The 23,800-nt window shown below is 39.1% G+C and carries 23 protein-coding genes; 2 read left to right on the top strand and 21 right to left on the bottom strand.

What is annotated here, in order from left to right; all coding sequences use genetic code 11:
• The first annotated feature begins 32 nt into the window (after positions 1 to 32).
• Entirely contained in the window at positions 33 to 578 is a 546-nt protein-coding gene (locus tag ABXS70_RS09425) for a cupin domain-containing protein (RefSeq protein ID WP_342551461.1), read from the top strand.
• Positions 579 to 649: 71 nt separating this feature from the next.
• Here ABXS70_RS09425 and ABXS70_RS09420 read toward each other — a convergent pair whose 3' ends face one another.
• From ABXS70_RS09420 to ABXS70_RS09385, 8 genes are all read right to left on the bottom strand, one after another.
• Positions 650 to 1,324 carry a GntR family transcriptional regulator gene (locus tag ABXS70_RS09420; RefSeq protein WP_366295448.1) on the bottom strand — a complete coding sequence of 225 codons (675 nt, stop codon included), beginning with the start codon at positions 1,322 to 1,324 and terminating at the stop codon, positions 650 to 652.
• A gap of 105 nt (positions 1,325 to 1,429) precedes the next feature.
• Positions 1,430 to 3,064, bottom strand: a complete 1,635-nt coding sequence (locus ABXS70_RS09415) for an extracellular solute-binding protein (protein WP_342551463.1) — start codon at positions 3,062 to 3,064, stop codon at positions 1,430 to 1,432.
• A 46-nt stretch (positions 3,065 to 3,110) separates the two neighbouring features.
• A complete protein-coding gene (locus ABXS70_RS09410) occupies positions 3,111 to 3,983 on the bottom strand; it encodes a carbohydrate ABC transporter permease (RefSeq protein ID WP_342551464.1) in 873 nt (290 codons plus the stop codon).
• Between the two features lie 12 nt (positions 3,984 to 3,995).
• Positions 3,996 to 4,925, bottom strand: coding sequence for an ABC transporter permease subunit (locus ABXS70_RS09405; protein ID WP_342556366.1), 930 nt, complete (start codon positions 4,923 to 4,925; stop codon positions 3,996 to 3,998).
• 674 nt (positions 4,926 to 5,599) lie between these two features.
• Positions 5,600 to 6,391, bottom strand: a complete 792-nt coding sequence (locus ABXS70_RS09400) for an HAD family hydrolase (protein ID WP_342551465.1) — start codon at positions 6,389 to 6,391, stop codon at positions 5,600 to 5,602.
• Positions 6,392 to 6,419: 28 nt separating this feature from the next.
• Positions 6,420 to 6,932, bottom strand: a complete 513-nt coding sequence (locus ABXS70_RS09395; RefSeq protein WP_342551466.1) for a hypothetical protein — start codon at positions 6,930 to 6,932, stop codon at positions 6,420 to 6,422.
• A 128-nt stretch (positions 6,933 to 7,060) separates the two neighbouring features.
• Positions 7,061 to 7,270 (bottom strand): DUF896 domain-containing protein, encoded by a 210-nt coding sequence (locus ABXS70_RS09390; protein ID WP_366295445.1) that lies wholly within the window; start codon positions 7,268 to 7,270, stop codon positions 7,061 to 7,063.
• A 95-nt stretch (positions 7,271 to 7,365) separates the two neighbouring features.
• On the bottom strand, positions 7,366 to 7,743 hold the full coding sequence (locus tag ABXS70_RS09385) for a LysM peptidoglycan-binding domain-containing protein (RefSeq protein ID WP_342551468.1): 378 nt from the start codon (positions 7,741 to 7,743) through the stop codon (positions 7,366 to 7,368).
• A 304-nt stretch (positions 7,744 to 8,047) separates the two neighbouring features.
• Here ABXS70_RS09385 and lexA point away from each other — a divergent pair, with 304 nt between their 5' ends.
• Positions 8,048 to 8,674 (top strand): transcriptional repressor LexA, encoded by a 627-nt coding sequence (lexA, locus tag ABXS70_RS09380; protein ID WP_056689962.1) that lies wholly within the window; start codon positions 8,048 to 8,050, stop codon positions 8,672 to 8,674.
• Positions 8,675 to 8,844: 170 nt separating this feature from the next.
• Here lexA and ABXS70_RS09375 read toward each other — a convergent pair whose 3' ends face one another.
• The 13 genes from ABXS70_RS09375 to licT all read right to left on the bottom strand — a co-directional run bounded on the left by ABXS70_RS09375 (position 8,845) and on the right by licT (position 23,488).
• Entirely contained in the window at positions 8,845 to 10,149 is a 1,305-nt protein-coding gene (locus tag ABXS70_RS09375) for an aldehyde dehydrogenase (protein WP_366295442.1), read from the bottom strand.
• Between the two features lie 292 nt (positions 10,150 to 10,441).
• Entirely contained in the window at positions 10,442 to 10,771 is a 330-nt protein-coding gene (locus ABXS70_RS09370) for a hypothetical protein (protein WP_342551469.1), read from the bottom strand.
• Between the two features lie 132 nt (positions 10,772 to 10,903).
• Positions 10,904 to 11,485 carry a hypothetical protein gene (locus tag ABXS70_RS09365; protein ID WP_342551470.1) on the bottom strand — a complete coding sequence of 194 codons (582 nt, stop codon included), beginning with the start codon at positions 11,483 to 11,485 and terminating at the stop codon, positions 10,904 to 10,906.
• A 166-nt stretch (positions 11,486 to 11,651) separates the two neighbouring features.
• Positions 11,652 to 11,789, bottom strand: a complete 138-nt coding sequence (locus ABXS70_RS09360) for a hypothetical protein (protein WP_342551471.1) — start codon at positions 11,787 to 11,789, stop codon at positions 11,652 to 11,654.
• Between the two features lie 920 nt (positions 11,790 to 12,709).
• Entirely contained in the window at positions 12,710 to 12,790 is an 81-nt protein-coding gene (locus tag ABXS70_RS09355; protein ID WP_366296584.1) for a putative holin-like toxin, read from the bottom strand.
• Positions 12,791 to 13,333: 543 nt separating this feature from the next.
• Entirely contained in the window at positions 13,334 to 14,512 is a 1,179-nt protein-coding gene (locus tag ABXS70_RS09350) for an MFS transporter (RefSeq protein WP_342551472.1), read from the bottom strand.
• Positions 14,513 to 14,579: 67 nt separating this feature from the next.
• Positions 14,580 to 15,410, bottom strand: coding sequence for a MerR family transcriptional regulator (locus ABXS70_RS09345; protein ID WP_366295439.1), 831 nt, complete (start codon positions 15,408 to 15,410; stop codon positions 14,580 to 14,582).
• Between the two features lie 199 nt (positions 15,411 to 15,609).
• Positions 15,610 to 16,725 carry an NAD(P)/FAD-dependent oxidoreductase gene (locus tag ABXS70_RS09340; protein WP_366295437.1) on the bottom strand — a complete coding sequence of 372 codons (1,116 nt, stop codon included), beginning with the start codon at positions 16,723 to 16,725 and terminating at the stop codon, positions 15,610 to 15,612.
• 98 nt (positions 16,726 to 16,823) lie between these two features.
• Positions 16,824 to 17,402 (bottom strand): TetR/AcrR family transcriptional regulator, encoded by a 579-nt coding sequence (locus tag ABXS70_RS09335; RefSeq protein WP_342551475.1) that lies wholly within the window; start codon positions 17,400 to 17,402, stop codon positions 16,824 to 16,826.
• A gap of 272 nt (positions 17,403 to 17,674) precedes the next feature.
• On the bottom strand, positions 17,675 to 19,105 hold the full coding sequence (locus tag ABXS70_RS09330) for a glycoside hydrolase family 1 protein (RefSeq protein ID WP_342551476.1): 1,431 nt from the start codon (positions 19,103 to 19,105) through the stop codon (positions 17,675 to 17,677).
• Between the two features lie 31 nt (positions 19,106 to 19,136).
• Positions 19,137 to 20,567, bottom strand: coding sequence for a 6-phospho-beta-glucosidase (locus tag ABXS70_RS09325; protein ID WP_342551477.1), 1,431 nt, complete (start codon positions 20,565 to 20,567; stop codon positions 19,137 to 19,139).
• Between the two features lie 29 nt (positions 20,568 to 20,596).
• Complete coding sequence (locus tag ABXS70_RS09320) at positions 20,597 to 22,540, bottom strand: beta-glucoside-specific PTS transporter subunit IIABC (RefSeq protein ID WP_342551478.1); 1,944 nt, start codon at positions 22,538 to 22,540, stop codon at positions 20,597 to 20,599.
• 105 nt (positions 22,541 to 22,645) lie between these two features.
• Positions 22,646 to 23,488 (bottom strand): BglG family transcription antiterminator LicT, encoded by an 843-nt coding sequence (licT, locus tag ABXS70_RS09315; protein ID WP_123067279.1) that lies wholly within the window; start codon positions 23,486 to 23,488, stop codon positions 22,646 to 22,648.
• Between the last annotated feature and the right edge of the window lie 312 nt (positions 23,489 to 23,800).

The raw sequence follows: 23,800 nt of genomic DNA, 5'->3' as shown, positions 1-23,800 counted from the left end.
CAATTAATCCAAGTGGAAAAGAGGGAAAGCACATGGCTGAAATTGTAATCCGAAACACGAACGAACGCATCACTGGAGACGAGAATGTTCGAATTTTCCTGAACAAATATGATGTATTATATGAGAAGTGGGATGCTTCCAAATTAAATGCTGAACTGCAAAATAATTTTGGACTTACCGATGATCAAAAGCAGGAAGTATTAGAAACCTTCGATTATGAGATCAAAGATCTGGCGGCCCGCCGCGGTTATCAAATCTGGGATGTCATCACGCTTTCAGAGCAGACACCGGACATCGAAGAAAAGTTGGCCAAATTCGAAGAGATTCATACGCATGCGGAAGACGAGATCCGTGCGATTGTTGCGGGAAAAGGTATCTTCGTTATTAAAGCGGCAGACGATACAGGTTACTTTAATGTAGAGTTGTCTCCTGGAGACGTAATTTCCGTTCCTGAAAACACACCGCATTTCTTTACATTAATGGAGAACAAACAAATCATCGCGGTGCGTCTGTTTATTGAAAAAGACGGCTGGATCGCCGATCCGTATCCTGATCCAACATTTATCAAAAACGCGTAAATCTGCTGTAACCTAAATGCTTTACGCTTAATACCCCCCTGTTCCTACGAACAGGGGGGTTGATTGTGTGGTTAGATAAAATAGTGAGGATACTTGTCCTTCAGCATCTCCTGTTCAACCACAACTAGTCTGAGATGGGCTTCCATAACTTGAACAGCCTGCTCACTCTGGCGTTCTGTAACCAGCCGCAAAATTTCTTTGTGTTGAGAGATAATTACTTCGAGGTTTGAATCTTCTGCCAGACGCAGCAGACGCAGCCGGTTAAATGGCATGTTCAGCTGCTGCAGCATCTTCCACGTTCTCAGCTTTCCAGTACCCTGAAACAAAATCTGGTGGAACTCTTCATCCAGTTCAAACAGGCGATAAAAGTTGTTTTTCCCCATACATACTTCCTGCATGGCAATGTTGGTTTCCAGTTTAAACACATATTCATCAGGAAACGATGTACATGCCAACCGAACGATTTCCTTTTCCATCTTCTCACGCATGAACCTGCCTTCTTCCACATGCTCCAGGTTAATATGCGAAACAATCGTACCGCTCTGCGGAATAATGTCCAGCAGCTCTTCTTCTGCCAATTTCATAAAAGCTTCTCGCACCGGTGTGCGGCTCACTTGCAATTCGTCTGCAATCTCTTTTTCGGAAATCTTGGTGCCAGGTTCAAGCTCCAGATGAAGAATTCTTTCTTTTACTAAATTATAGGAATAAGCCCTGGTAGAGCCTCTCATTTTCTGATTTAATACCATCCCTTGACCTCTTTCTCCCAACCATATTCCCTTCATATTAGCACAAACTGCCGTTCCACTTAAATATGCTCAGCGAAACGGCAGCTCGGCTTCAAATCATGCGGCTTACTTTTTATTTTCCTTGTAGGTCTTATAGGTGTCATTCGCCAATTTCAGATAATTGGACAAACCTTGGCTTTCCAGTTCTTTAAGAAATGCATCGTACTCAGACAACTTCCGCTCACCCAATATAAACTTCAACGTATTCTGGTCCGTATAGTCTTTCAAAGGTGTGCTGAGGAGCGTTACACGTTCCCGATCCTCAGAAGAATACGGAATAGGCGGCTCGGCCGGAATAATTTCTTTTATCTCTTTCATATTGTTCTGGAACACGAGCTCCTCTTCGCTAAACATGGATTGAAGCAGCTCTGTTGTTCCTCCATAAGCAAATACCCCACCAGAGAATCCGAAATCAACACGCAGGTCTTTTGTACCTTTCGGGTTCAATCCGTTGTAATTAATATCATCCATCAATTTGCGTTTGCCGTCTTCTTTAGTGAACGTTTCGTTCTCTACGCCCCATTTGGTGAACTCCTGTCCTTCGTCACTATAATATAACCAATCAATAAATTGTAATATCGCTTTAAAATTGTCGTTATCTTTAATTTTACCTGAGATCATCACACCATTTTCGAGTCTCGAACCAGACATTAACTGTCCTTTTGGACCTCCCGGAACGGTAATCTTGGCAATCGAGTATTTCCCTTCACCCAGTGTCTTGTTCATGTCATTCCGGTGCAGCACAAGTGTCTGTGAGTTTCCGTTAATCATAAACGATTTGCCTGATACGAACTTTTGAGTCGCTTGATCATCGTCTTGTGTGAAGCTTTCTTTATCGAGCAGTCCTTCGGATACCATCTTGTTGAAAAACGTTAGCAGTTCCTTATACTCCGGCGTTGCAGCTGTCGATACAAATTCATCCGTATCTGCTTTGTAGGTCAAGCCGTTTCCATAACCCCAGCCGGCTTTGGTACCAAATCCAGCTGCCGCAATGCCAAGTGTACTGTTAAACTTGAAGCGGTCGGAGAACGGAATGGAATCGGGATAGATTTCTTTCAACTTTTTCGCGGCCGTATATAGTTCATCCCAGGTTGTAGGAATAGCAATATTATTGTCTTTAAACACATCCGTTCTTACAATCAGGGTATAATCTGGCCACACTTCTTCATGCAATCCCGGTAAGACGTAATACTTGCCATCCTCCTGACGAAGTCCTTCAAGTTCCGGTTCAAGCTTCCACTTCTCTACCTTCTCTTTGAAGTGAGGCATCAAATCGATATAGTCACTGATCGGTAGAATTGCTCCCGAGGATACGAACGCAGCTTCTTCCCCTGGATAGGTCTTCGGAATAACCAAAGGTGCATCACCAGAACTGATCAAAAGAGATCTTTTCTGTGGATAGTCACTCATCGGCACAATCGTTGGCTCCAGTGTAACGCCTGTCATCTCCGTAATTTTTTTGAACAAAAGCCAGTCTTTTTTGTATGGATATGTCGGTTGGTCACTATATAAAATGGAAAGATTGAACGGTTCAGTGGCTTTGAACGTATCACCAGCATTATAACTCTCCATCGCTGATTTCGTACCCACATCTGAGATATCCGGACCCGTTCCAGCATCACTACTGCACGCAGCGAGTACGGCAGACATCGTCATTGCCAAAATCATTTTGCCAAGCATATTACGCGGCTTTCTTTTCAATACATTCATCCCCTTTTATTGTGTTCTAACACCATGTGTGCGGTACTTACTGTTTTACTGATCCCAACATGATACCGGTTACAAAGTAACGCTGTACAAATGGATAGATGGTGAGAATCGGCAGGATCGTCAGAACCATGGTTACCGATTTAATGTTAGCTGCAATCTGAGTCAGGTTATCCGCTGAGGTTGCCCCGGCAGTGGCTCCACTTGTTGCTCCGGCAATCATGTTTCGCAGATAGATGGTGACCGGAAACAGCTCTTTTTTGTCCAGATACAAGAAAGCCGGGAACCAGGAGTTCCAATGTCCAACAGCGTAGAACAGCACCATCGTCGCCATGACCGCTTTACTAAGAGGAAGAATGATACGCAGCAGAATACCGTACGTATTCAAACCGTCAATAGACGCGGCTTCCTCTAACTCTTCCGGCATGTTTTCAAAGAAGGACTTCATAATCAGCATGTTATATATGCTTATTGCACCCGGGACAACCAGTGCCCACATGGTGTTATTGAAACCAAGGGAATTGATCAGAACGTAGTTAGGAATCAGACCACCGCTGAAGAACATCGTGAACACGGCAAACATCGTCAGAAATTTACGTCCCATCAGCCTTTTTTTAGAAAGTGCGTAGGCAAAAATAGTCGTCATAAACATGGAGATTAACGTACCTACCACCGTGTAAATGATTGTGTTTTTATAGTTCAACCAGAACATGCTGTCCTTTGAGATGGTTTTATACGTATCTACATTGAATCCTCTTGGAAATAAACTTACCTTACCTGAGTTGATATACGCTTCACTGCTGAAGGATTGAGCAACAACGTTCAGGAACGGATACAGAGTAATAAAAACAACAAACAGCAAAAACGTGACATTGAACACTTTAAATATCTTGTATGATGTGGATTCCTGCATGATGCTCCCCCTCTACCATAAACTGCGTTGTGTCAGTTTGCGTGAAATAGCGTTTACACTGAATACCAGAGTCAGCCCAATGATCGATTCAAACAATCCAATGGCCGTGGCATAGCTGAAGTTGCTGGATTCAAGACCCACACGATACAAATAGGTCGATATTACATCAGAAGTTTCGTAAATCAGCGGATTATACAAAAGCAGGATTTTCTCAAAACCTACAGCCAGGAAGTTCCCCATATTCAGGATCAGTAACGTGACAATCGTTGGTAAAATACCTGGAATCGTTACATGAATGGTTTGTTTCCAGCGATTCGCTCCATCAATTCGAGCGGCTTCATACAGCGAATCATCAATGGTGGTCAGTGCTGCCAGATATAAAATCGCTCCCCAGCCCATACCCTGCCAAATTTCAGATGAAATATATATCGTTCTGAACCATTCTGCACGCTGCATAAATGGAATGTTATCTCCTGTGAAAAATGCGACAAGACCGTTGATTGAACCGTTTACTGCTGTGAGCTGCAGAATCATACCGGCTACGATAACAATGGACAGGAAGTGAGGCAGATATGAGGCTGTCTGCACAAACTTTTTGAAGCGTTTGCTCTTCACCTCGTTAAGCATGAGCGCAAATATGATCGGCACCGGGAATGTAAACAACATCGCAAGCCCGCCCAGCATGAGTGTATTGCTGAAGACTCGCCAGAACGTCGGGTCCTCTATAAACATCTTGAAGTAACGCAGGCCAACCCAGGTTTCCCCAAAAATGCTCCCACCGGGAACAAAACGTCTAAATGCGATGATATTACCCAACATCGGGCCGTACTTGAAAATAATCAGATAAATGATGGGAAGCACTAACAGCGAGTACAACTGCCAATCCTTACGAATTAACGCAGCAGCTGTCCGCAATCTGCTTTCTCTGCGTGAAGATATCATCGGTATTGCTGCCTTTGATGTTTCTGACTCCATGTGTCATTCACTCCGATCCATGACTTGATTAGGAAATGATATGGTATCCCTTAGATGACATGTCCTCTATCACATTGATCCAGAAGACCTCTATGCTGTTTGATTCACCCCCACTGCAAAATAAACATGTAAGCGGTACCAACTTTGTTTTATGTACAATCAAACATATACAGAAATGTAGAGCTTGAACAATTCTGCTTTTGTTTGAATGTTAACTGAAATTTCTTGGATATGAAGCGCTTACAATACAAACAAATGAAAACCACTTTATAATGCTGGTCCCCTTCATATGAAATCATGTTTGTTCACAAGGTTTGCTTTGGCATCCGAATAAGAACCTGACTAAATTTAAAGTGTGATATAAATTGAATTTTAAAAGAAAATGGATTGCGCATCGAAGAATTTAAATACTAGTCATACTAGTATGTTAGTTGTATTTTATAGCAGCAGTTTCTTAATTTCAATATCTTTTCGCAAAAAAAATATACAACTGCTCCTAACAGATTGTTAGAAACACTCCTCTGTTTGCTCATAAACAAAAAAACATTGGTTATGACACACGAAAGATCACATCTTTCATGCCATAACCAATGTTAAATGAGTATTGCAGCTGTTGCGTAAAACCATATTCTCAAAGATATTTAGAAATTCGCAATGATATCTTCCAAATCAGATAAATGTTTGATTTCGTGGTCAGGTGAATAGGTTTCATTGTTGATTTTGTTTTCGCGATTAATCCAAACCGCACGGATTCCCGAAGAAAGCGCACCGCGAATATCCGTTGTTAGTTTATCGCCAACCATGATGCTTTCTTCTGCTTTAACACCGAGTTTACTTAAAGCATGATCGAAAATGGATGGATCAGGTTTACCTTTACCAAAGCTGCCAGAGATAATAATTTCATCAAAGAAAGGAGATAGCTCAGGTACACCATCCAGCTTCTCCTGCTGCAGGGCAGGACATCCGTTCGTCAAAAGCAGCAGTTTGTATTTTCCTTGCAGATGACGCAGCGTATCCATTGTTTCCTCATAAACATGAGGTCTCGATCTGCGTTCTGCCCCAAACTGTGAAGCCAAACGTTCTGCAAGCTCTTCTTGATCGACACCCAGCTTGAGCAAACCGCGGCGCCAGGACTCCTTCCGGTAAATCGGAGCCAACTGTTCAAGCTGGCGGAATTCTGGCTGTTCTCCTCCATTGAAGTTGGCCCAAAGGCCTTCAAATGGATTGATTCCAATCATTTTGGTAAAAGGAAATGTCTCATAGGATTCGTATAATTCACGTGCTTCGTTACGAACAGCTTCTTCAAGTGCCTCGGCATTAACGCCTGTTTCCGCTGCCGCAGTTAAACAAGTTTCATGAAAAGCCTCTCGAACACTGCGCTCGTCCCATAGTAAAGTATCATCCAGGTCGAACATAATCGCTTTCAATGCCATTCCGATCATCTGCCCCTTTATACATTAATTACTTATCAATGGTTTCCACGGTGATCTGGTGAGCTTTTGCAAATTTCATCAATCGCTCAGTCATTGCTTCTGTATCGTAACGATTTAACAACTTGGTAAAAACCCATCTTTTTCCGCGGCTGTTATGTTCAATGACAACCGTGCCTGGTTCAAATCTGAACTTGATAATATCATCAACGCCAATGGAGCGCTCGCGGTTCCCCTTCGTTGTAATGATCCGGCTGCTGCTGATTTTAATGTAAGGACGTCGAAGCATAAAAATAACAGCCAGAAATACATAAAGCAGCATCGTTACCCAATCCCATGTGGTCATTGGAGCTTTAACCAAAAAAGTACTCATGAACAGATACAGAAACGCCAAACCAATTAGAAAGATAGGAAATAACAAGCTTCTTCCTTTGTAAATATCTTCACCTGGATTTCCCGAAATAGGTTGACCGCTTTTTTTACGCTGTTGATTCAATTGCTTAGAATTTTTCCGAACCGTTCTCTCGAACGAACGCCGCGACATGTGAATCCCCCTTATGTGTCTTGTATCGGCTTACATAACTCGGTGTAAGCTCTTATCCCCCTATAGTAAGCATCCCAAATAGCATGAAGAAACCTAAATATCATAACGATATGTTTAGGTTTCTATAATTAATGTTTGAGTTTGCCTTGGTGGCCCTGACCATTCTCGTCGTCAACAATTTCAATTGAATCGAGCTGCTGTCTGAAATTGTTACGAATATTACCCAAATAAATTTCTCTCAACTTGGCACGTTCAGTAAGTTCTTCCTCTGACAGTCCAGTGGAATTCTGCTTGCGAGCCAATTCGTTAATACGTGCTACCAGACTATCAATATCCAAGCTTGTCCCCTCCAAAATTACAAAGTCATAATAACTTTGACATGATAAAGGCAGCTTGTCAAGTTGGCGCGCGGTAATTCACGATCAAATGCATTTTATTTAGCAAACTGAGGTAATACCAAAACCTGTCCTGTCTGAATTGTTGCTGATTCCAGTTGGTTCACCTTTTTAATTGCTTCTATATATACACGCGTATCCATCGTAGTTGGTTTATGCTCCACAGAAATACTCCACAACGTCTCCCCCTGAGATACAGCGATCTTTCCTCCAGGAAGCAGCTCTTTCTCATTACCAGCAAATACGGTTAGAACAGTACTGCAGCCTATCAATATAATTAATGAAGCAATAGCTAATTTGATTAACCCCTGCGAAAGTTTGAATCGTGATATTAATGTTCTAAATTGCCCTATGTTAGACCTCACAGCTTTCGAATTCACCGGTTCATAAATGCTCTGATAAGTTGAATATCTCATTTTGCATCCCGCCTCCAAACGTTTGTTCCTATCTGTTGAAAACAATATAACACGAACACCTGTTTTGTTCAACAACTTTTTAGAACAATTGTTCGCTCTTTTTCGACATTAAAACGTCATTAATCCGAAATTAACATACGTATGTTTAAGACCTTGTCCTCAAATTTAACTCGAGTATCCACAAAAAAAGAGTAAAATGAAGAAATCACTGAAATAATGCGATTTCTTTAGAACTTATGTTTGTACGAACGGAGGTTCTATGTTATAATTTTCCCAAACGTTACTAAAATGGGGTTGATACGGTATGTCGAAGATATCCAGCAGGCAGCAGGCTATTCTGGAGTTTATACGAAATGAAGTCCGGTTGAAGGGGTATCCTCCTTCCGTACGAGAAATTGGCGAAGCCGTTGGACTGGCTTCCAGTTCTACGGTCCATGGACATTTGGATCGTTTGGAGAAGAAGGGTTTAATCAGACGTGACCCAACCAAGCCAAGAGCAATCGAACTCTTGAGCCAGGAAGAGTCCGAGCATTCTCATCAATTTGCCCACAGTGTTGCACGAATTCCAGTCGTGGGTAAAGTAACTGCCGGGGTTCCGATTACAGCAACTGAAAATATTGAAGATTACTTCCCGCTCCCTACTCATTATGTAGGGGAACAGAAAGTATTTATGCTTTCCGTTGTCGGGGACAGCATGATTGAAGCCGGTATCGTTAATGGAGATTATGTCATTGTTCGTCAGCAGCAGACCGCAGATAATGGGGATATTGTCGTTGCCATGACTGAGGATGATGAGGCTACAGTTAAGACATTTTATAAGGAAAAAGATCATATTCGCCTTCAACCGGAGAATGCAACATTCGAGCCGCTGCGGTTGAAACATGTTAGTATTTTAGGTAAGGTTATCGGCCTTTTCCGCGACATTCATTAAGCTGCCTTTATTTTGATTTAGCTTGTTTCATTTGCTTGATCTTAACTTTAATATGAAAGAGGCTGCCCTGTTTACAGGACAACCTCTTTTTACTATAAATTATTTATCTCCAGCTCGAACAGGACCCTCCAACTTGATAACCCCTTGTATCCTCGTAAGAATCCAATCCATCATTTACTTCGTTTAAGGATGCTTTTGTGGTGTGAAAATACTTCAAAGCTCTGTTTTCCATGATATGAGCCCATTCCGCTCTCTCCTACACCTCCAAATGGCAAATAATGCGAGGTCATATGGGAGAGTGTTTCATTAATACATCCTCCACCAAAGGAAACTTGAGTCAAGACCTGTTCCTGTAAAGCCTCACTCTCCGTAAACAGATACAGCGCAAGTGGTTTAGGCCGACGTACGATCTCATCAAGCATTGGATTAAGATCATTATACGTAAATACTGGTAAAATAGGACCGAAGATTTCTTCCTGCATAACAGGAGAATCCCATGAGATATCATCAAGAACGGTTGGTTCAATCATAAGCTGATCACGATTTGATCGTCCCCCTATGACAGCCGTGCCATTGGTAAGGAAAGCAGATAAACGATCAAAGTTGCGCGCATTGACAATATGAGGGAAACTCGCGTTCTCCATGACATTCGCGCCAAATTTCTCGGAGATTTCAGCTCTGATCTGTTCAACAAGTTGATCATGCACCTGCTCATGTACCAGCAAGTAGTCTGGTGCAACACAAGTCTGCCCCGCATTCAGAAATTTTCCCCGTACAATCCGCTGAGCAGCCAGCTGCAAATCAGCATCCTGATGCACAATAGCCGGACTTTTCCCACCCAGCTCCAAAGTTACCGGAATTAAATGCTCTGCAGCAGCTTTCATCACAATACGCCCAACACCTGTACTGCCTGTGAAGAAAATATAATCGAATTTCTCATTCAGCAGTGCTGTGCTTGTTTCTACCTCGCCTTCCATAACAGCAATATACTCCTGGGGATATACTTCCTGAATAAGGTCATGAATTAGATGAGATGTAGCCGGTGTAAGCTCTGAAGGCTTGATAACTGCACAATTTCCAGCAGCAATCGCACCAATGAGCGGTCCAAACGCCAGCTGAAACGGATAATTCCAAGGTGCGATGATTAACGCAACGCCGTAAGGTTCTGGATAGATCGTGCTGACTGCATCCGGCATAATCGAACTTGTTGGTACTGAGCAAGGTGCTGCCCATTCCTGCAGATGTTCCAAAGTGAAATCCAGCTCTCCCAGTACGATGCGAATCTCGGACCCATACGCTTCTGCTGCAGATTTATTCAAATCAGTATGGAGCGCGTCCAGAATTCGCTGCTGGTACTTTTCAATTCCTTTTCTCAACCGCTGCAAAGCATCAATACGATATTCCACATTTTTAGTCCGTCCTGTATTAAAAAAGGTGCGCTGTGTATTTACAAGTTGTTTTGCTTGATTCATCATTAACATCCCCAATTAAATTATTTGAAATTATATTGTTCAAAATTTAAATTAATTATATCTTTTATATATGAAACTATCAACATATAATTGAAACATTTCCGATGTAAAAATCTGAAATTTTCCTACTTTTTTTAAAACGCCCTGCTCTATAGAATTGAATGTTGTTCTTTTTTCTCAGCTTCTGAATAGGAATTGGATGTTCTTAGTCGTTTTAATTGAATGAATGTAAAAAGGACAAGCCATTGTGTGCTCATCCTTCTCTCGTCCTTCATGCTTTGACCTTATCGATGTTTTAGTTCCAGCCTTTCTGTTTTAAGTACTGATCGCCATTGGCGAAAATTACTGCTGTCTCTTTGGTAACCTGCTGCAAATCATGTGCCACAATCATACCACTGTAATCCATAATCGGCCTTTCCATCTTCACAAATACACCGCAATCTTTAACATAGATCTCATCAGGATGTTCAGAATCATACATCAAGCTCGCAGGGACTGATTCCATGGAACTCGAGTAATCGCTTATCTCAGTACGATCATTAGCTTGGATCAAGGATGTGCTGCCTAACAAAATGACACCGAAAGTTAAAGCAGCCAATATTATTAACCTGGATTTTCTGATCATAATTTACCTCCATCGTACTTCATCTAATTTTTATCCGAATATCTTGTATGTTTTGTTAAGTGCTTGGCCGAGGAAGCTTAAGATGTATTAAATTCCGACAAGCTGTTCAAGTCCTTTTTAGATGAAAACTTATTATTTAGATACTTCAGTATCCGGAAGTAATTTTTTGAAAGCTGATTGGTCAAAATCATCGGCTTGAACAAGCCATTTATCATTTTTGTTTACGAGTGTAAGAACTCCCTTCAAGGGAACAACCTGTTTTTCACCGTTTTCTTTCTCAAGCACGAGATCCATTGTGTAGTCCAAATCAACGTAATCCTCTAACTCTTGATAAACTGAGAATTTCATGTTCTCCGGTTTCATTGAAGCTTGTTGTTTGGACGCGGCTCGTAGGACTAGTGATGTATGACTCAGGTGGACAGGTTCTTCTTCGAAATTTCGAGCGAAAAAGGGCTCCATCACCTCGTAGCGTTTAACAGATTCTTCTTCAGACGGAGGATTTTCAGGAATATCACTAATCGTATATTCCTTCAATTTGAATTCCCCAGCTGCTTTGATGTATTTTTCAGTTAGATTTTCTTTAACTGAAGGATCTGTTGGATTCTTCACTTCAGTTCCTAGGTTCTCAGTGACCGTTTGTGAATTTGAACTACAGCCTGCCGCTAAAACAGCTAATATTAAAGATATTCCTAATATCCATGGTAACCTCTTCAATGTTGTTGTACTCCTTTCTATTTCAGGATAATCCTACCATAATTAACGTATTGCATAAAGATTAGATTCATTTTTTAAGAAAGGCTGTATTATTCTGATTTCAACTCTCTCTATATAGCATAAGGTCGCTCAGCAGAAACAATTGAACGTTCTTTAATAAATTTGATTAAAGAAACGTAAGATCAAAAAAAGAAGGCAGCCAATCAACATGATTAGCTGCCGCCAGATCATCTAGGCGAGTAAACTCACGAAAATCCCGATATCCTTGATCGGTCATGACTCTTTCCATGAGCTGACGGTTCATTCCAAATTCTTCAGGAACATCCAAACTCCTCAAGTCTTTCGTAAATGTACATTTTTTCTAATGCTTTAGCATATCTTGGGTAAGACTTTTCCACGATATATTGAATTGTACTCCAGTGCTGGACAAATTCACAATCGTAGAAAATGTTATTCCCAATATCAAGTACACCAAGACCGGTAGCCCCAAATCCTCTTTTCTTGAAGTCAATTTCCAACTGCCTATAAACCTCTTGTTCAAAATAATTTCGAAGATGAGTTCCCCATCTTGCTTCCAATTCTCTAACGTGATGAACTCAAGATGGTGTCGTTTCATGTATTCCCTGAGCAAATTTTCCAAAGGATTCATCCGACAGTTTAGACAAGTATTCTTAACAAGCAAATTGCTTTGCTTTATAAAACTTTCCTTGAATATTCTCTTCAACATGCCGCTGAAGGACAATACGTACAAGCGCCAGCGGATCATATGTAAATATTTAACCATTTTATCATTTCCACCGTTACAGCAGCATAAAAAAACGTATGTTTCTATTTCACGATTTTCTTTCCGATCTCCCAATGCTAACCATTAAAATAAACACATACAAAGGTATTGCTGGAGAAGCGATATTCTAAATCGGTCGGCAATTGAAAGAAAACGAATCCGAATTTGGGCTTTTTTTATTAATTCCCAGCAGGTGTCTCACTTCATATTGCAATCCGTCAAAAGAAAAACACCGTTATCCATGTTCTGGTTAGTGGTGTAATTATATTCAACGTGTTACATTTTTTTAAAGAATAAAAATAACTATTATAGTTATATTGTAATGCGTTACGTTTGAAGTTAAAATTGAATTGCTACTTGTTTTAGTAAATTATATTTTACAACGGACAAGAGCGGTAATACTTTGCCTGAAATAACCGCAGTCTTTGGCGAGAGGGCGGTTATTTCTGTTTCTTACTAATAATTAACACTACAAGTGCAGCAAATGAGATCATAAGGATAAGTGCTTCATAAGTAGACATATTACCACCTCCCCTCATACGGAGGTCAGTTATAGTCCGCTCTTGTCCACTTTACAGTATACATGCGGAAACTAAATTATGGTATAATAAATATTTTGTTAGGGAGTGTCTTCAAACCGTTTAAATGGTTGAAGACACTCCCTACTTTAATAAGTAAAAGAGAACACCTCAGACATACTCTGCTGAATTGTTCTCTCTACACGATGAACTAAATACTATGTAATTTTCAGAAACTTTAATCAATGTCTTGTAAGCAGATTATGTTTTATTTTGGTAAAAAGAAACAAAGTTAGTTTTTACCACCACTCATTTCAATAAAGGTGTGACAAAAACCTATTGTAGTAATCCAAGGGGGCGTTGTCATAATTAATGAGAAAACAAATGTTTTCCTAATTTTAACATAAAAGGCCGTCCTCTGCTCATTTAGAGAACAGCCATTTATATTAAACTTGGGAATTAAGCATTTAAAGCATTACACTACGCTAGACCTAGGCAAAAAATGTGATGATAAGATCAGAGCAATTTAAAGGGTAAGAGGTGAATTTAAACTTGGACTCCAAGAGTTACTTTAGATGTTTTTTTCCAAAATATCGCTAATACGAATCCAAAAGCGATTGTAATAGCCGCTAAATAAAATGGATATGCAATCTCAATATCAAATAAGATCCCACAAATAATTGGGGCTATGACATTGGCTAAGGAGGTAAAGAATGAATTCATTCCACCTACAAACCCTTGGTCTGGTCCAGCTATACTTGCTAAATACGTGGTAACGGCTGGTCGAACCAGATCAAAGAAGATGAACGCCAACATGGTTGATATAAGTACGACGATATAGCTATTTAAAAATGGGAAGGCTGCCGCGTTAATTGCCGACAATAATAACACATATCGGATAAGTTTAATTTCACCCAACCAACGTGTTAATCGTTCAAACAAAGTAATCTGAATAATTGCACCAACAATGGCACCACCAGTAATCGCAATTGCAATATCTTTTGGTGTGAAATTTAATTTCACATCGACAAATAATCCGTAAAAGGATTCAAAACTCATTAATCCGAAATTTGAGATGAAAATAACAATAAAAGCCATTAAAAACATTGGCATTAAAATTTTTTGTAAATTCCCCTTTTTCACCATCTTGGGTTCATATGTTTCTTGTCTTTTAGGCTCACGTAAAATAATCCATGCAAAAACCCCTGCTAAAATCCCCAACAACCCTGCGACATAAAACGGAGTCCGAATACCGAAATCTGCCAAAAACCCTCCGGCGCCTGGTCCAATGATTAAACCCGTACTGATTGCTGCCGACATATATCCGTATGCTTTGGGCCTTGTTTCGTCTGTAGTGATATCAGCAATAAATGCAGATACCGCTGGCATAATGAATGCCGCACTAATCCCACCTAAGGCTCTTGAGATGTATAGTACAGTGACATTATCTCCGATGGCGAATAGCAGCTCTGATCCACCGAATATAAGTAGACCGATTACAATCATTATTTTTCTACCAAAGTAATCTGTCGCTTTCCCTGTAAGGGGCGAAGCAATTAATTGGGTTAAAGCAAACATGGCTGTTAATAAACCAACCGTCTTTCCACCAACGTTTAATTCGACCATTAATTTCGGGAAAACAGGAATAACTAATCCGATTCCCATAAAAGCAATAAATAAGCTCCCTAATAAAATGGATAATACTAATTTTGAATTCCTATCCAAAACAATTCCTCCTTTAAAGTACCTATCAAACACTTTAAAGGTTATAGTTAATGTAAGGTCAAGGAGATTATTTTAAAATTTTTACTTTTAATTCAATATCAAAACATGATGCATTATTCATTTTGAAATTTAACGGATAAAAATACTCATAGATATGAGAAGCAGCGTTTAATTTATGTTTTTCTACATAGTTTCTCAATTTATTGTACATCTCCATAAACTCATCTGAATGAATTGCGAATGCAATTACCGCATATTCACCGGCTTCTAATGTAATCCGCTCTATATTACTTGGTAAATACTTATCCTCAATCTCAGTTATAACAGGTATAAAAATGCTATCATATTTAATTTCTTCATAGGACTGATAGGATTCAAATGGAAGAATGCCTCCAAATATAGTTTGCTTATTGAATTGCTCATGGGATTGAACAATATTATTCAGCACTTGACTCCATACGCCTATTTCAGAAGATTCTCTTATGGTTATTTTCAGTAAATTTTGCTTCTCAAATGTTTTGATGTATACTTCTTTACTTGCAGACTCTGTATATTGTTGTGTGAAATTTTGCTTCATTATTTGCAAGTTCTTTTGAACTTCGTTAATTTGTCTGATTTTATCCTCAAGTACATCTTCTTGTTTGCTTAGAAATCGAAGTAGTTCCTCCGGTGTATAGGTTTGAACTTCTTCTATTTGATTAAGAGGTACGCCTAAAAATTTAAATGCCTTGATTAAATTAGCGTCTAATATTTGACTTACACTATAGTATCGGTAGTTCGTTTTCGGATCGACTTTCACCGGTTTTAACACACCATTCTGATCGTAAAAATGGAGTGTTCGACTAGGAAGATCCGTTAACTTCGAAAACTCTCCGATGGTTAAATATTTCCGTAACATATATTACAAAACCCCTTTATCTTTGAGTATTCGTTCATTTTTATCAAAATAAAAGCCGCTATATCATAGCGACTTTTATTGATTTGGTAGATTAATAGGTGCTTTTGTAACCTACCAGATTGATTAGATGGCTAACATGTTGAGTAAATTAGTGCATGTTACAGTCTGTAGGTGCTTGATTTTATATATTAGAACGTACTTATTCCCATGTAATTTTGTATTCATTAATCTTTTTATCCATATTGAACTCCATGTGTTTGTTCAGGAACAAAGCATTTAATTCTTCTGTCCTTTTTCTTCGGTCCTTTTCATAATAGTGAAACGCATCCCGGTAATCATGGTCTCTTAAATTTTTTGCTAAAACCATGGCATCTTCAAGGCTGTATGAAGCTCCTTGACCTACAAAAGGATTAGCTGTATGCACAGCATCCCCAACCAGAACAACGCGCCCTTTTGACCACGTAGTTAAATTCTTCACTTCGTGAATACTTCTTGCGAAAATCTGCTCTGTGTTTTCAACAATTTTAAACAGATTGTTCGTGACTTTCCAATCTTTCATCATTTTATTTAATAACTCTCTGATCGTTTGTGTGGAGGCTTTTTCAAAATCTTTTGTTGGTAGTTTCTCAGGAGCTATTGAGAATGCTTGCCATAAGATATTCATCTTGTTTGTAGGGTGCGCTTTGCCAAAGACAAAGGACAGATTCTCGTCGTAGTACAAATAACCACTTGATTCATCCCATTCGAAATCATCAACATACGATACCCCCTGCAGTCCCCACATACCGCTATAATCCAATTTAGCGTCAGATGCTACGGCTTCTCTCGTTTTAGAAAAAGTTCCATCTGCCCCGACAACAATATCACCTTTGACAGAGGTTCCATCTTCAAAAAATGCTTCAACTGATTTTGAACTTTGATTTACTGAAATCAACTTTTTATCATACTTGATTTCGATTCCTTGACGCTGAGCTTCCTCCAAGAGGACTTTAACAATGTTGGATCTCATGACATTGATCATTGGGGATTTATAGTGCTTTTCATTGTAGTTATTTGTTATTGATTCAACTTCATTTTCACTATTTATTTGATAAATACTTTTAATAATCGTTGAATTTGAAATAACTTTGTCTTTACATCCGATCTCAGCTAAGACATTTACACCGTTTGAAGTAAGTAAAAAACCAGCTCCCTTTTCTAATTCAGCTGTTCTACCTTCATAAATGGTGCTTGCAATTCCTGCCTTTCTCAAGAATAAAGCTGTGGCTATCCCAGCTACACCACTTCCGATAATAATGACATGATTGTGATTCATTATTTCGCCTCCTTTATTTTACAGACAGACCGTTCGGTCTAATCATAATACAAAAAAAATTAAACATCAATTTTATTTTTAATTTTGAAAGAATTTTGTTAATTTACGCCCTTCAAGAAAATATCTATGGCTTTTTTGTTATAATTATTCTCTTTTACTTCAATATCATCACTATAATGTTTATAGTCATTACTTATAAATAACAAGGACATAAGAAAATATCCTAACAATTTTGGATCTTCAACTGGATTAATTTGTTTTGCCGCCTGACATTCTTTAATAATATTAACAAAAAAATCAAGATATAACTTGTCTATTTCCTTGATTTTTTCCGTGATCTCATCTGATTTAAAAGCACTACTGTAGAACTCTGCGGTTGTTTTATGATAATAAAGGTTCCCCCTAGACTTGGCTATATAATCTGCAAGAACATATAAAATATGATCAGAATCAGCCTGTGTATTTTCAACTTCCTGTTTCCAATCTTCTAGCCATTGATTAGCATCCTCTTCAAGGATGAAAACAAAGAGATTTTCTTTATTTTTAAAGTGATGATATAAATTACCCTTACTAGATTCCGAAGCTTCAATAATTTGGTTCATTGAAGTTTCAGAAAACCCTTTGGTGTGAAATAAATTCCTGGCTGCTGTTATGATTTTTTTCTTCTGTTCGCTCATCGTAATACTCCTTATGTTTATTAACAATTATTATAGTAATATAATGCGAAGTTATTATCAAAAGTCCATTTAGAGTTGTGGTGTATCTTTCATTGTAATCTAATTCTTTTGATATGAATACCATGCAGCTGCTTGTTTATATAAAAGGGCTGAATTCAGTGTTCATTCTTCAAGTAGGAAACCGACTAGAAAACAATATATGCCCATACAACTAGGAAAAAGCAAAACCAAGACAGGTTACAATGCTACCTGCCTAAGGTTTTGCCTATGAATTATAATTTCTCGGTAACTCCTATAAGATTTGCACCATTGGTTCTAATCACTTCTTTGTACCAATGGAAGGACTTTTTCTTATACCTCTCCAGTGTTCCGGAGCCATCATCGTTACGATCTACATAGATGAAGCCATAACGTTTCTTCATCTCTGCTGTAGACGCACTTACGAGATCAATACAGCCCCAAGATGTATATCCCATTACTTCTACACCATCCTCGAGAGCTTCTCCAACCTGTACCAAGTGGTCATTCATGTATTGAATACGGTAATCATCTTTGACAGTCTTATTACCGTCTTCGTCCGTAATCAGCTGATCGATCGCACCTAGACCATTCTCAACAATAAACAATGGTTTTTGATAACGATCCCAATATTTGTTGAGAGTTAAGCGCAAGCCTTGAGGGTCAATCTGCCAACCCCATTCACTTGCTTTCAAGTATGGGTTCTCGATACCTGCAAACAGATTCCCTTGAGTCTCCTTACCCTTCTCTGGATCGCCGCTCTTACAAATACTTGAATAATAACTGAATGAGATAAAATCTACGGTATGTTTGAGAATTTCCTCATCCCCATCCTCAAACTTAATATTAATGTTTTTGGCTTTGAAATAACGATTCATGTATTTCGGATAATAGCCACGTGCATGAATATCCGCAAAAAGATCATTTTGCTGCTCTGCTTGCATCGCTGCGACAACATCGTCTGGATTTGGCGTGAGCGGATATGTTGGCATGCTCAGCACCATGCAGCCAATCTTCGCATCTGGCATAATCTCATGGCCCAGTTTAACCGCAAGGGCACTTGCAACAAGTTCATGATGGACAGCTTGATATAAGTCTTGGTCGGAAAGTTCTTCTTTTGGTGTATATATACCACCACTCATGAATGGTTCTTCCACAATAGAGTTGATCTCATTAAACGTTAGCCAGTACTTGACTTTACCTTTATAACGATGAAATAGCACCGTAACATAACGTTCGTAGAACTCAATCATTTTACGATTCACCCATCCATCATACGTTTTGGACAGATGCAACGGCGTCTCGTAGTGTGAAATCGTTACGAGCGGTTCAATACCGTATTTACGGCATTCATCAAACAGATCATCATAAAATTGCAGACCTTTCTCGTTTGGCTCCAGTTCGTCTCCTTTCGGAAAAATACGAGACCAGGCAATGGATGTGCGGAACACTTTAAAGCCCATTTCAGCAAAAAGTTTAACATCCTCTTTATATCGGTTATAAAAGTCGATACCAATCAATTTCAGATTATCCTCGGTGGGACCTTCTGTTCTTGGTGTTGTAACCCCATTTGGCGTTACATCCTGTACTGACAAACCTTTGCCATCGACATTATAGGCTCCCTCAAGCTGGTTAGCTGCTACTGCACCGCCCCACAGGAAGTCCTTCGGAAATGGTGACGCCATATTCATCTATCCTCTCATCATTAAATTAGTGTTACACACTTAAATCTTGACCATTTGACTTAATCACTTTTTTGTACCATTCAAAAGATTTTTTCTTCGAACGCTTCAGTGTTCCTTGACCTTGATTATCTCGATCTACATAGATGAATCCGTATCTTTTTTTCATTTCACCTGTACTTGCACTTACAATATCAATTGGTCCCCAAACGGTGTAGCCAAGCAAGTCTACGCCATCGTAATCTACAGCATCTCGCATTGCACGAATATGCTCACTTAGATATGAAATTCTGTAATCGTCTTCTACATAACCACTCTCATCAGGAACATCTACAGCCCCTAAGCCGTTTTCAACAATGAATAAAGGTTTCTGATAACGGTCATAGATATTATTCATTGTAATTCGTAATCCTAACGGATCAATTTGCCAACCCCAATCACTAGATTGTAAATACGGGTTCCGCAAACTTGGAAATAGGTTTCCTCCTATTGTATCCGTGAGTGTCGGATCAGCACTGACTACGCTGGAGGAATAATACGAGAACCCTATGAAATCAACGGTGTGTTGTTTCAATAACTCTCGATCACCTTCTTTGAATGGTAGAACAATATTTTTTCGTTCCAGTTCTTTAAGGGTGTATGCCGGGTATTCACCCCTAACCTGAACATCAATGAAAAAATAGCTCTGGTTTTCAACCTGTTTTGCTTTCCATACATCTTTTGGATCACATGTTCTGGGATATGGGGCAATGCTAGCTAGCATACATCCCACCATATTTTCAGAGTCTACTTCATGGGCAATTTTTGTAGCTAACGCGCTGGCCACCAACTCATGATGACTGGCTGTAAATTTCACTAATTCCGCATCTTCGTGTTCTTCTATGAACAATCCGGATGATAAAAATGGAGCTTCCAAAACCATATTAATTTCATTAAACGTAATCCAGTATTTTACTAAGCCCTTATAACGTTTAAAGATCACCCTACATAATCTTTCATAGAAATCAATCATTTTTCGGTTACGCCAAGAACCATATTCCTTAACAAGGTGCATGGGAACGTCAAAATGGGAAATGGTCACCAGAGGATTAATATTATACTTTTGACACTCTTTAAATACGTCTTCGTAAAACTGGAGTCCAGCTTCATTTGGCTCCAGCTCATCCCCATTCGGGAATATACGGCTCCAAGCAATTGACAACCGATATACGTTAAATCCCATTTCTGCAAACAATGCGATGTCTTCTTTGTAATAGTGATACATGTCGATTGCTGCTTTGCCAGGGTAAAAATAGTTCTCGTCAAAATCAAACATCTTCGTTTTACCCATAAGAACACTGTCACGGATATCACCTGTTGGACATAAATCAACATTTGCTATGCCTCTTCCGTCCACATTGTAAGCTCCTTCAGATTGGTTAGCCGAGGTTGCTCCCCCCCACAAAAATCCATCTTTGAATCCCATTTCTCTCATCCCCTGTTAAGATAAAATTGTTAAATCAAACCTGTAAGCAAAACATCCCCTGCATTTACTTGTTTTCCTTTAGTCTCAATAATCTCAAGATAACTATCTGTGTTTGTAACGATCATTGGCGTTTCAACCGAATATCCTTCTCTCTCAATTTCGGCAATATTAAATTCAGCCAATTTCTGTCCTTGTTTAACAACGTCTCCTTCTTGTACGAAGGTCTCGAAATATTTACCTTTCAGACGAACCGTATTAAATCCGATATGAATAAGGACTTCCATTCCTTCATCTGACACTAATCCAAAAGCATGTTTTGTAGGAAACAATGTAACAACCTTCCCATCAAAAGGTGCAAATAGTTCCCCGGTCACAGGCTTAATCGCGATTCCTCTGCCCAAAAGTTCTTGCGAAAACGCCTCGTCTTGAACCTCTTTAATAGGAATGACTTCTCCGTTCATCGGACTATGCATCGTATGCTTTTTCTCAGATTTCAACTCTGGTTTGGATTCTGGTGTAGATGATACGTTTATCGTTTTGTCAGAGCTTGGCTTGGATTTATCATCTTTGAACAAGAAAAGTGTTAGTACAAACGAAGCTACCATAGCAAAAACAACACCAATAATACCAATCATGAGGTTCGTGATTCCTGGGTTCTCGGGATCAAACATGGTCATAAATTCAAATATGCCCAGTCCTCCAAATGTAAACTCTCTGAAGTTATAGAAGCCGTAAAAACCGCCAGCAATACCTGAAACAATACAGCTCATGATAAACAATTTTTTTCGCGGTAAGGTAATACCATAAACAATAGGCTCTGTTATACCGAATAGAGCGGATACAGCTGCCGGTATGCCGAGTGCCTTTAAATTTTTATCCTTTGTTTTAAGGATGATGGCAAGAGTAATAGCCATTTGAGAAAACGTGGTGGCAAAAGCCATAGTTAATACGTTGTCGAAACCCAGGCTTGTGATGTTGTTAATATAGACGGGGATAATTCCCCAATGCAGGCCAAATACCATAAGAATCTGCCATAGGGATGCAAGTAGAAATCCGGCTACTAATGGGCTCGCATCTCGAACAGCAAATATCCCCTGCGCTATAAGCTCTGATCCGTAGTTTGCCAAAGGACCTATCAGTAAAAAACCTAAGGTTAAAGAAATAAAGACCGTGAGCATCGGTACAATAAAGAATTTGATTACACTTGGAATAATCTTGTCCAACACACGCTGCACTTTTGATGCAAAATATACGACGATGATGACTGGAAGTACAGTTGATGTATAGTTCATACCAATCAACGGAATACCAAACACATCCAAATAGACAGGAGAGCTTATAATTGTACCGCTAAATAATGTATACAGTGGCTCTTTTGTTGCTGCCAAGGTATTCAACTGAATAGCAGGGTAACACATGGCCAGTCCAATGAGAATCCCAGTAAAAGGCTGTACTTTAAATTTATTAGCAGAGGTGTATCCTAAAAACACAGGAAGAAACATAAACAATGCATCTCCCATAGCATTGATGATCATGTATGCTCCGCTATCAGCTGTATAAAGCCCCATCGCGTTAAACAAAATATTAAAACCTTTTAACATACCTGCAGCACACAGAATTCCCAAAATCGGCTGAAATAAGTTTGACACGACATCAATAAAGGCATCAAAGGGTTTCTTCTTTTTGATCTCCTTATCTGTTATTGGGGCAGTTGGTTTTTCGCCCACTTTAGTTAGTTGGGTAACTTCCGAATACACCTCGGAAACATGATTGCCGATTACAACCTGATACTGCCCACCAGAACGCATGACGGATACGATGCCATCCATTTGCTTCAATACTTCATCGTTGGGCAATGAACCGTCCCTTAGTTGAAATCTCAACCGGGTCATGCAATGAGTGAGATCAAGAACATTTTCGGAACCACCCACTGTCTTTACAATTTCCTCGGCCAACTGTTGATATTTTCTCATTTTATTTTCCTCCAAATTTAGCTGAAACAGCTTAGTGAAGGGTTTGGCCAACTTAATGTCACCATCCTGCGTTGCAAGAAACCTCACCTCCTTTAATGAAAACTGCTATGAATTTGTTTTGTGCACAACACGTTGGATGTGAACCGTTAGATACAATTTCTCTTCGTTTGTTAAGTTATACTGGTAGTTATTCTTAATATAAGTTTCGATTTTTCCTACACACTGGTAAGAATTCGGGTGTTTCTCTTTGATCACATCTAATAGATCTGTATCACTCTCACTCTCATGCAAGTTTCCACTGATTAATCGCTGAGCAAAAAACTTCAAATGAGTGACAAATCTAAAAAATGCTACGGATTGTTCATCAAACTCCATTTGAAAAAAATATCTAACTATATCACTGATCTCTTGAATGATTTTGGTCACTCTGTAAATGTCTTGAGTTTCTTGGGGAGTCTCAGCGTTGACAATATGCAATGCAAGAAAACCTGCCTCATCTTCAGGAAATTGAATATCGAAAGATTCCTTAATAAATTGAAGCGCCTTCAAACCAATCTGGAATTCGTCTGCATAAAATCGTTTAATATCCCAAAGCAAAGCATTTCTAAGCGATATTCCTTCTTTATATCGACTTATCGTCGAGAAAATATGGTCACTGAGCGATATATATATACTCTCATTGAGTTTTTTACCTAACGTTAACTTCGCATAGTTTATAATTTGGTCCGCCACTTCAAAATAATCGATAGGAATTTCGGACAGAAGTTCCTGGAATTTCACGAAGGCATCTTTATTAGAAAGTGAATAGATTTTATCTATACTTTGCTGATCCAGACTATCGCCAACCTTCTTCTGGTAAGCGATCCCTTTGCCCATTACAATAATTTCTTGACCCATTTTGTCGTGAGTAACTGCCACATTATTGTTCAAGATTTTGAGGATATTCATCTCATTTCCCCCTATTTTCCAAATAAAAAAGACCTGTCTGCACATCAAAAATAAACGCAACTATGGCGTAAATTAATTTTGATGTGCAAGCAGGTCTAGCTTGTAATTAAACAATCACTATCCTTAACTTACACTTCCATTGTAATCGTGACCTTTTGTTTTAGCAAGAGTGTTTTTTATATTATTTTTTTTATATTATTTTTTTTATATTAGTTTTTTCATTTTACCTACGTTTTATACGTCACTACCTTGTTCAGAATAATACGTCATTTACATATTGCATATAACTTAAATCTGTATTAGGATTAAAAA

The sequence above is a fragment of the Paenibacillus sp. AN1007 genome (assembly GCF_040702995.1).
GTDB lineage: Bacteria > Bacillota > Bacilli > Paenibacillales > Paenibacillaceae > Paenibacillus.
This window is presented reverse-complemented; position numbering and strand designations above follow the sequence as displayed.

Excerpts from the sequence above, each read along its gene's own strand:
- ABXS70_RS09355 (WP_366296584.1), bottom strand. The coding sequence starts at position 12,790 with ATGTCTACTTATGAAGCACTTATCCTTATGATCTCATTTGCTGCACTT.
- ABXS70_RS09375 (WP_366295442.1), bottom strand. The coding sequence starts at position 10,149 with ATGATGAATCAAGCAAAACAACTTGTAAATACACAGCGCACCTTTTTT.
- ABXS70_RS09405 (WP_342556366.1), bottom strand. The coding sequence starts at position 4,925 with ATGATATCTTCACGCAGAGAAAGCAGATTGCGGACAGCTGCTGCGTTA.
- ABXS70_RS09410 (WP_342551464.1), bottom strand. The coding sequence starts at position 3,983 with ATGCAGGAATCCACATCATACAAGATATTTAAAGTGTTCAATGTCACG.
- licT (WP_123067279.1), bottom strand. The coding sequence starts at position 23,488 with ATGAATATCCTCAAAATCTTGAACAATAATGTGGCAGTTACTCACGAC.
- ABXS70_RS09330 (WP_342551476.1), bottom strand. The coding sequence starts at position 19,105 with ATGGCGTCACCATTTCCGAAGGACTTCCTGTGGGGCGGTGCAGTAGCA.
- ABXS70_RS09385 (WP_342551468.1), bottom strand. The coding sequence starts at position 7,743 with ATGAGATATTCAACTTATCAGAGCATTTATGAACCGGTGAATTCGAAA.
- lexA (WP_056689962.1), top strand. The coding sequence starts at position 8,048 with ATGTCGAAGATATCCAGCAGGCAGCAGGCTATTCTGGAGTTTATACGA.
- ABXS70_RS09340 (WP_366295437.1), bottom strand. The coding sequence starts at position 16,725 with ATGAATCACAATCATGTCATTATTATCGGAAGTGGTGTAGCTGGGATA.
- ABXS70_RS09360 (WP_342551471.1), bottom strand. The coding sequence starts at position 11,789 with ATGAACCGTCAGCTCATGGAAAGAGTCATGACCGATCAAGGATATCGG.
- ABXS70_RS09325 (WP_342551477.1), bottom strand. The coding sequence starts at position 20,567 with ATGGGATTCAAAGATGGATTTTTGTGGGGGGGAGCAACCTCGGCTAAC.
- ABXS70_RS09335 (WP_342551475.1), bottom strand. The coding sequence starts at position 17,402 with ATGAGCGAACAGAAGAAAAAAATCATAACAGCAGCCAGGAATTTATTT.
- ABXS70_RS09425 (WP_342551461.1), top strand. The coding sequence starts at position 33 with ATGGCTGAAATTGTAATCCGAAACACGAACGAACGCATCACTGGAGAC.
- ABXS70_RS09345 (WP_366295439.1), bottom strand. The coding sequence starts at position 15,410 with ATGTTACGGAAATATTTAACCATCGGAGAGTTTTCGAAGTTAACGGAT.
- ABXS70_RS09420 (WP_366295448.1), bottom strand. The coding sequence starts at position 1,324 with ATGGTATTAAATCAGAAAATGAGAGGCTCTACCAGGGCTTATTCCTAT.
- ABXS70_RS09395 (WP_342551466.1), bottom strand. The coding sequence starts at position 6,932 with ATGTCGCGGCGTTCGTTCGAGAGAACGGTTCGGAAAAATTCTAAGCAA.
- ABXS70_RS09320 (WP_342551478.1), bottom strand. The coding sequence starts at position 22,540 with ATGAGAAAATATCAACAGTTGGCCGAGGAAATTGTAAAGACAGTGGGT.
- ABXS70_RS09400 (WP_342551465.1), bottom strand. The coding sequence starts at position 6,391 with ATGGCATTGAAAGCGATTATGTTCGACCTGGATGATACTTTACTATGG.
- ABXS70_RS09370 (WP_342551469.1), bottom strand. The coding sequence starts at position 10,771 with ATGATCAGAAAATCCAGGTTAATAATATTGGCTGCTTTAACTTTCGGT.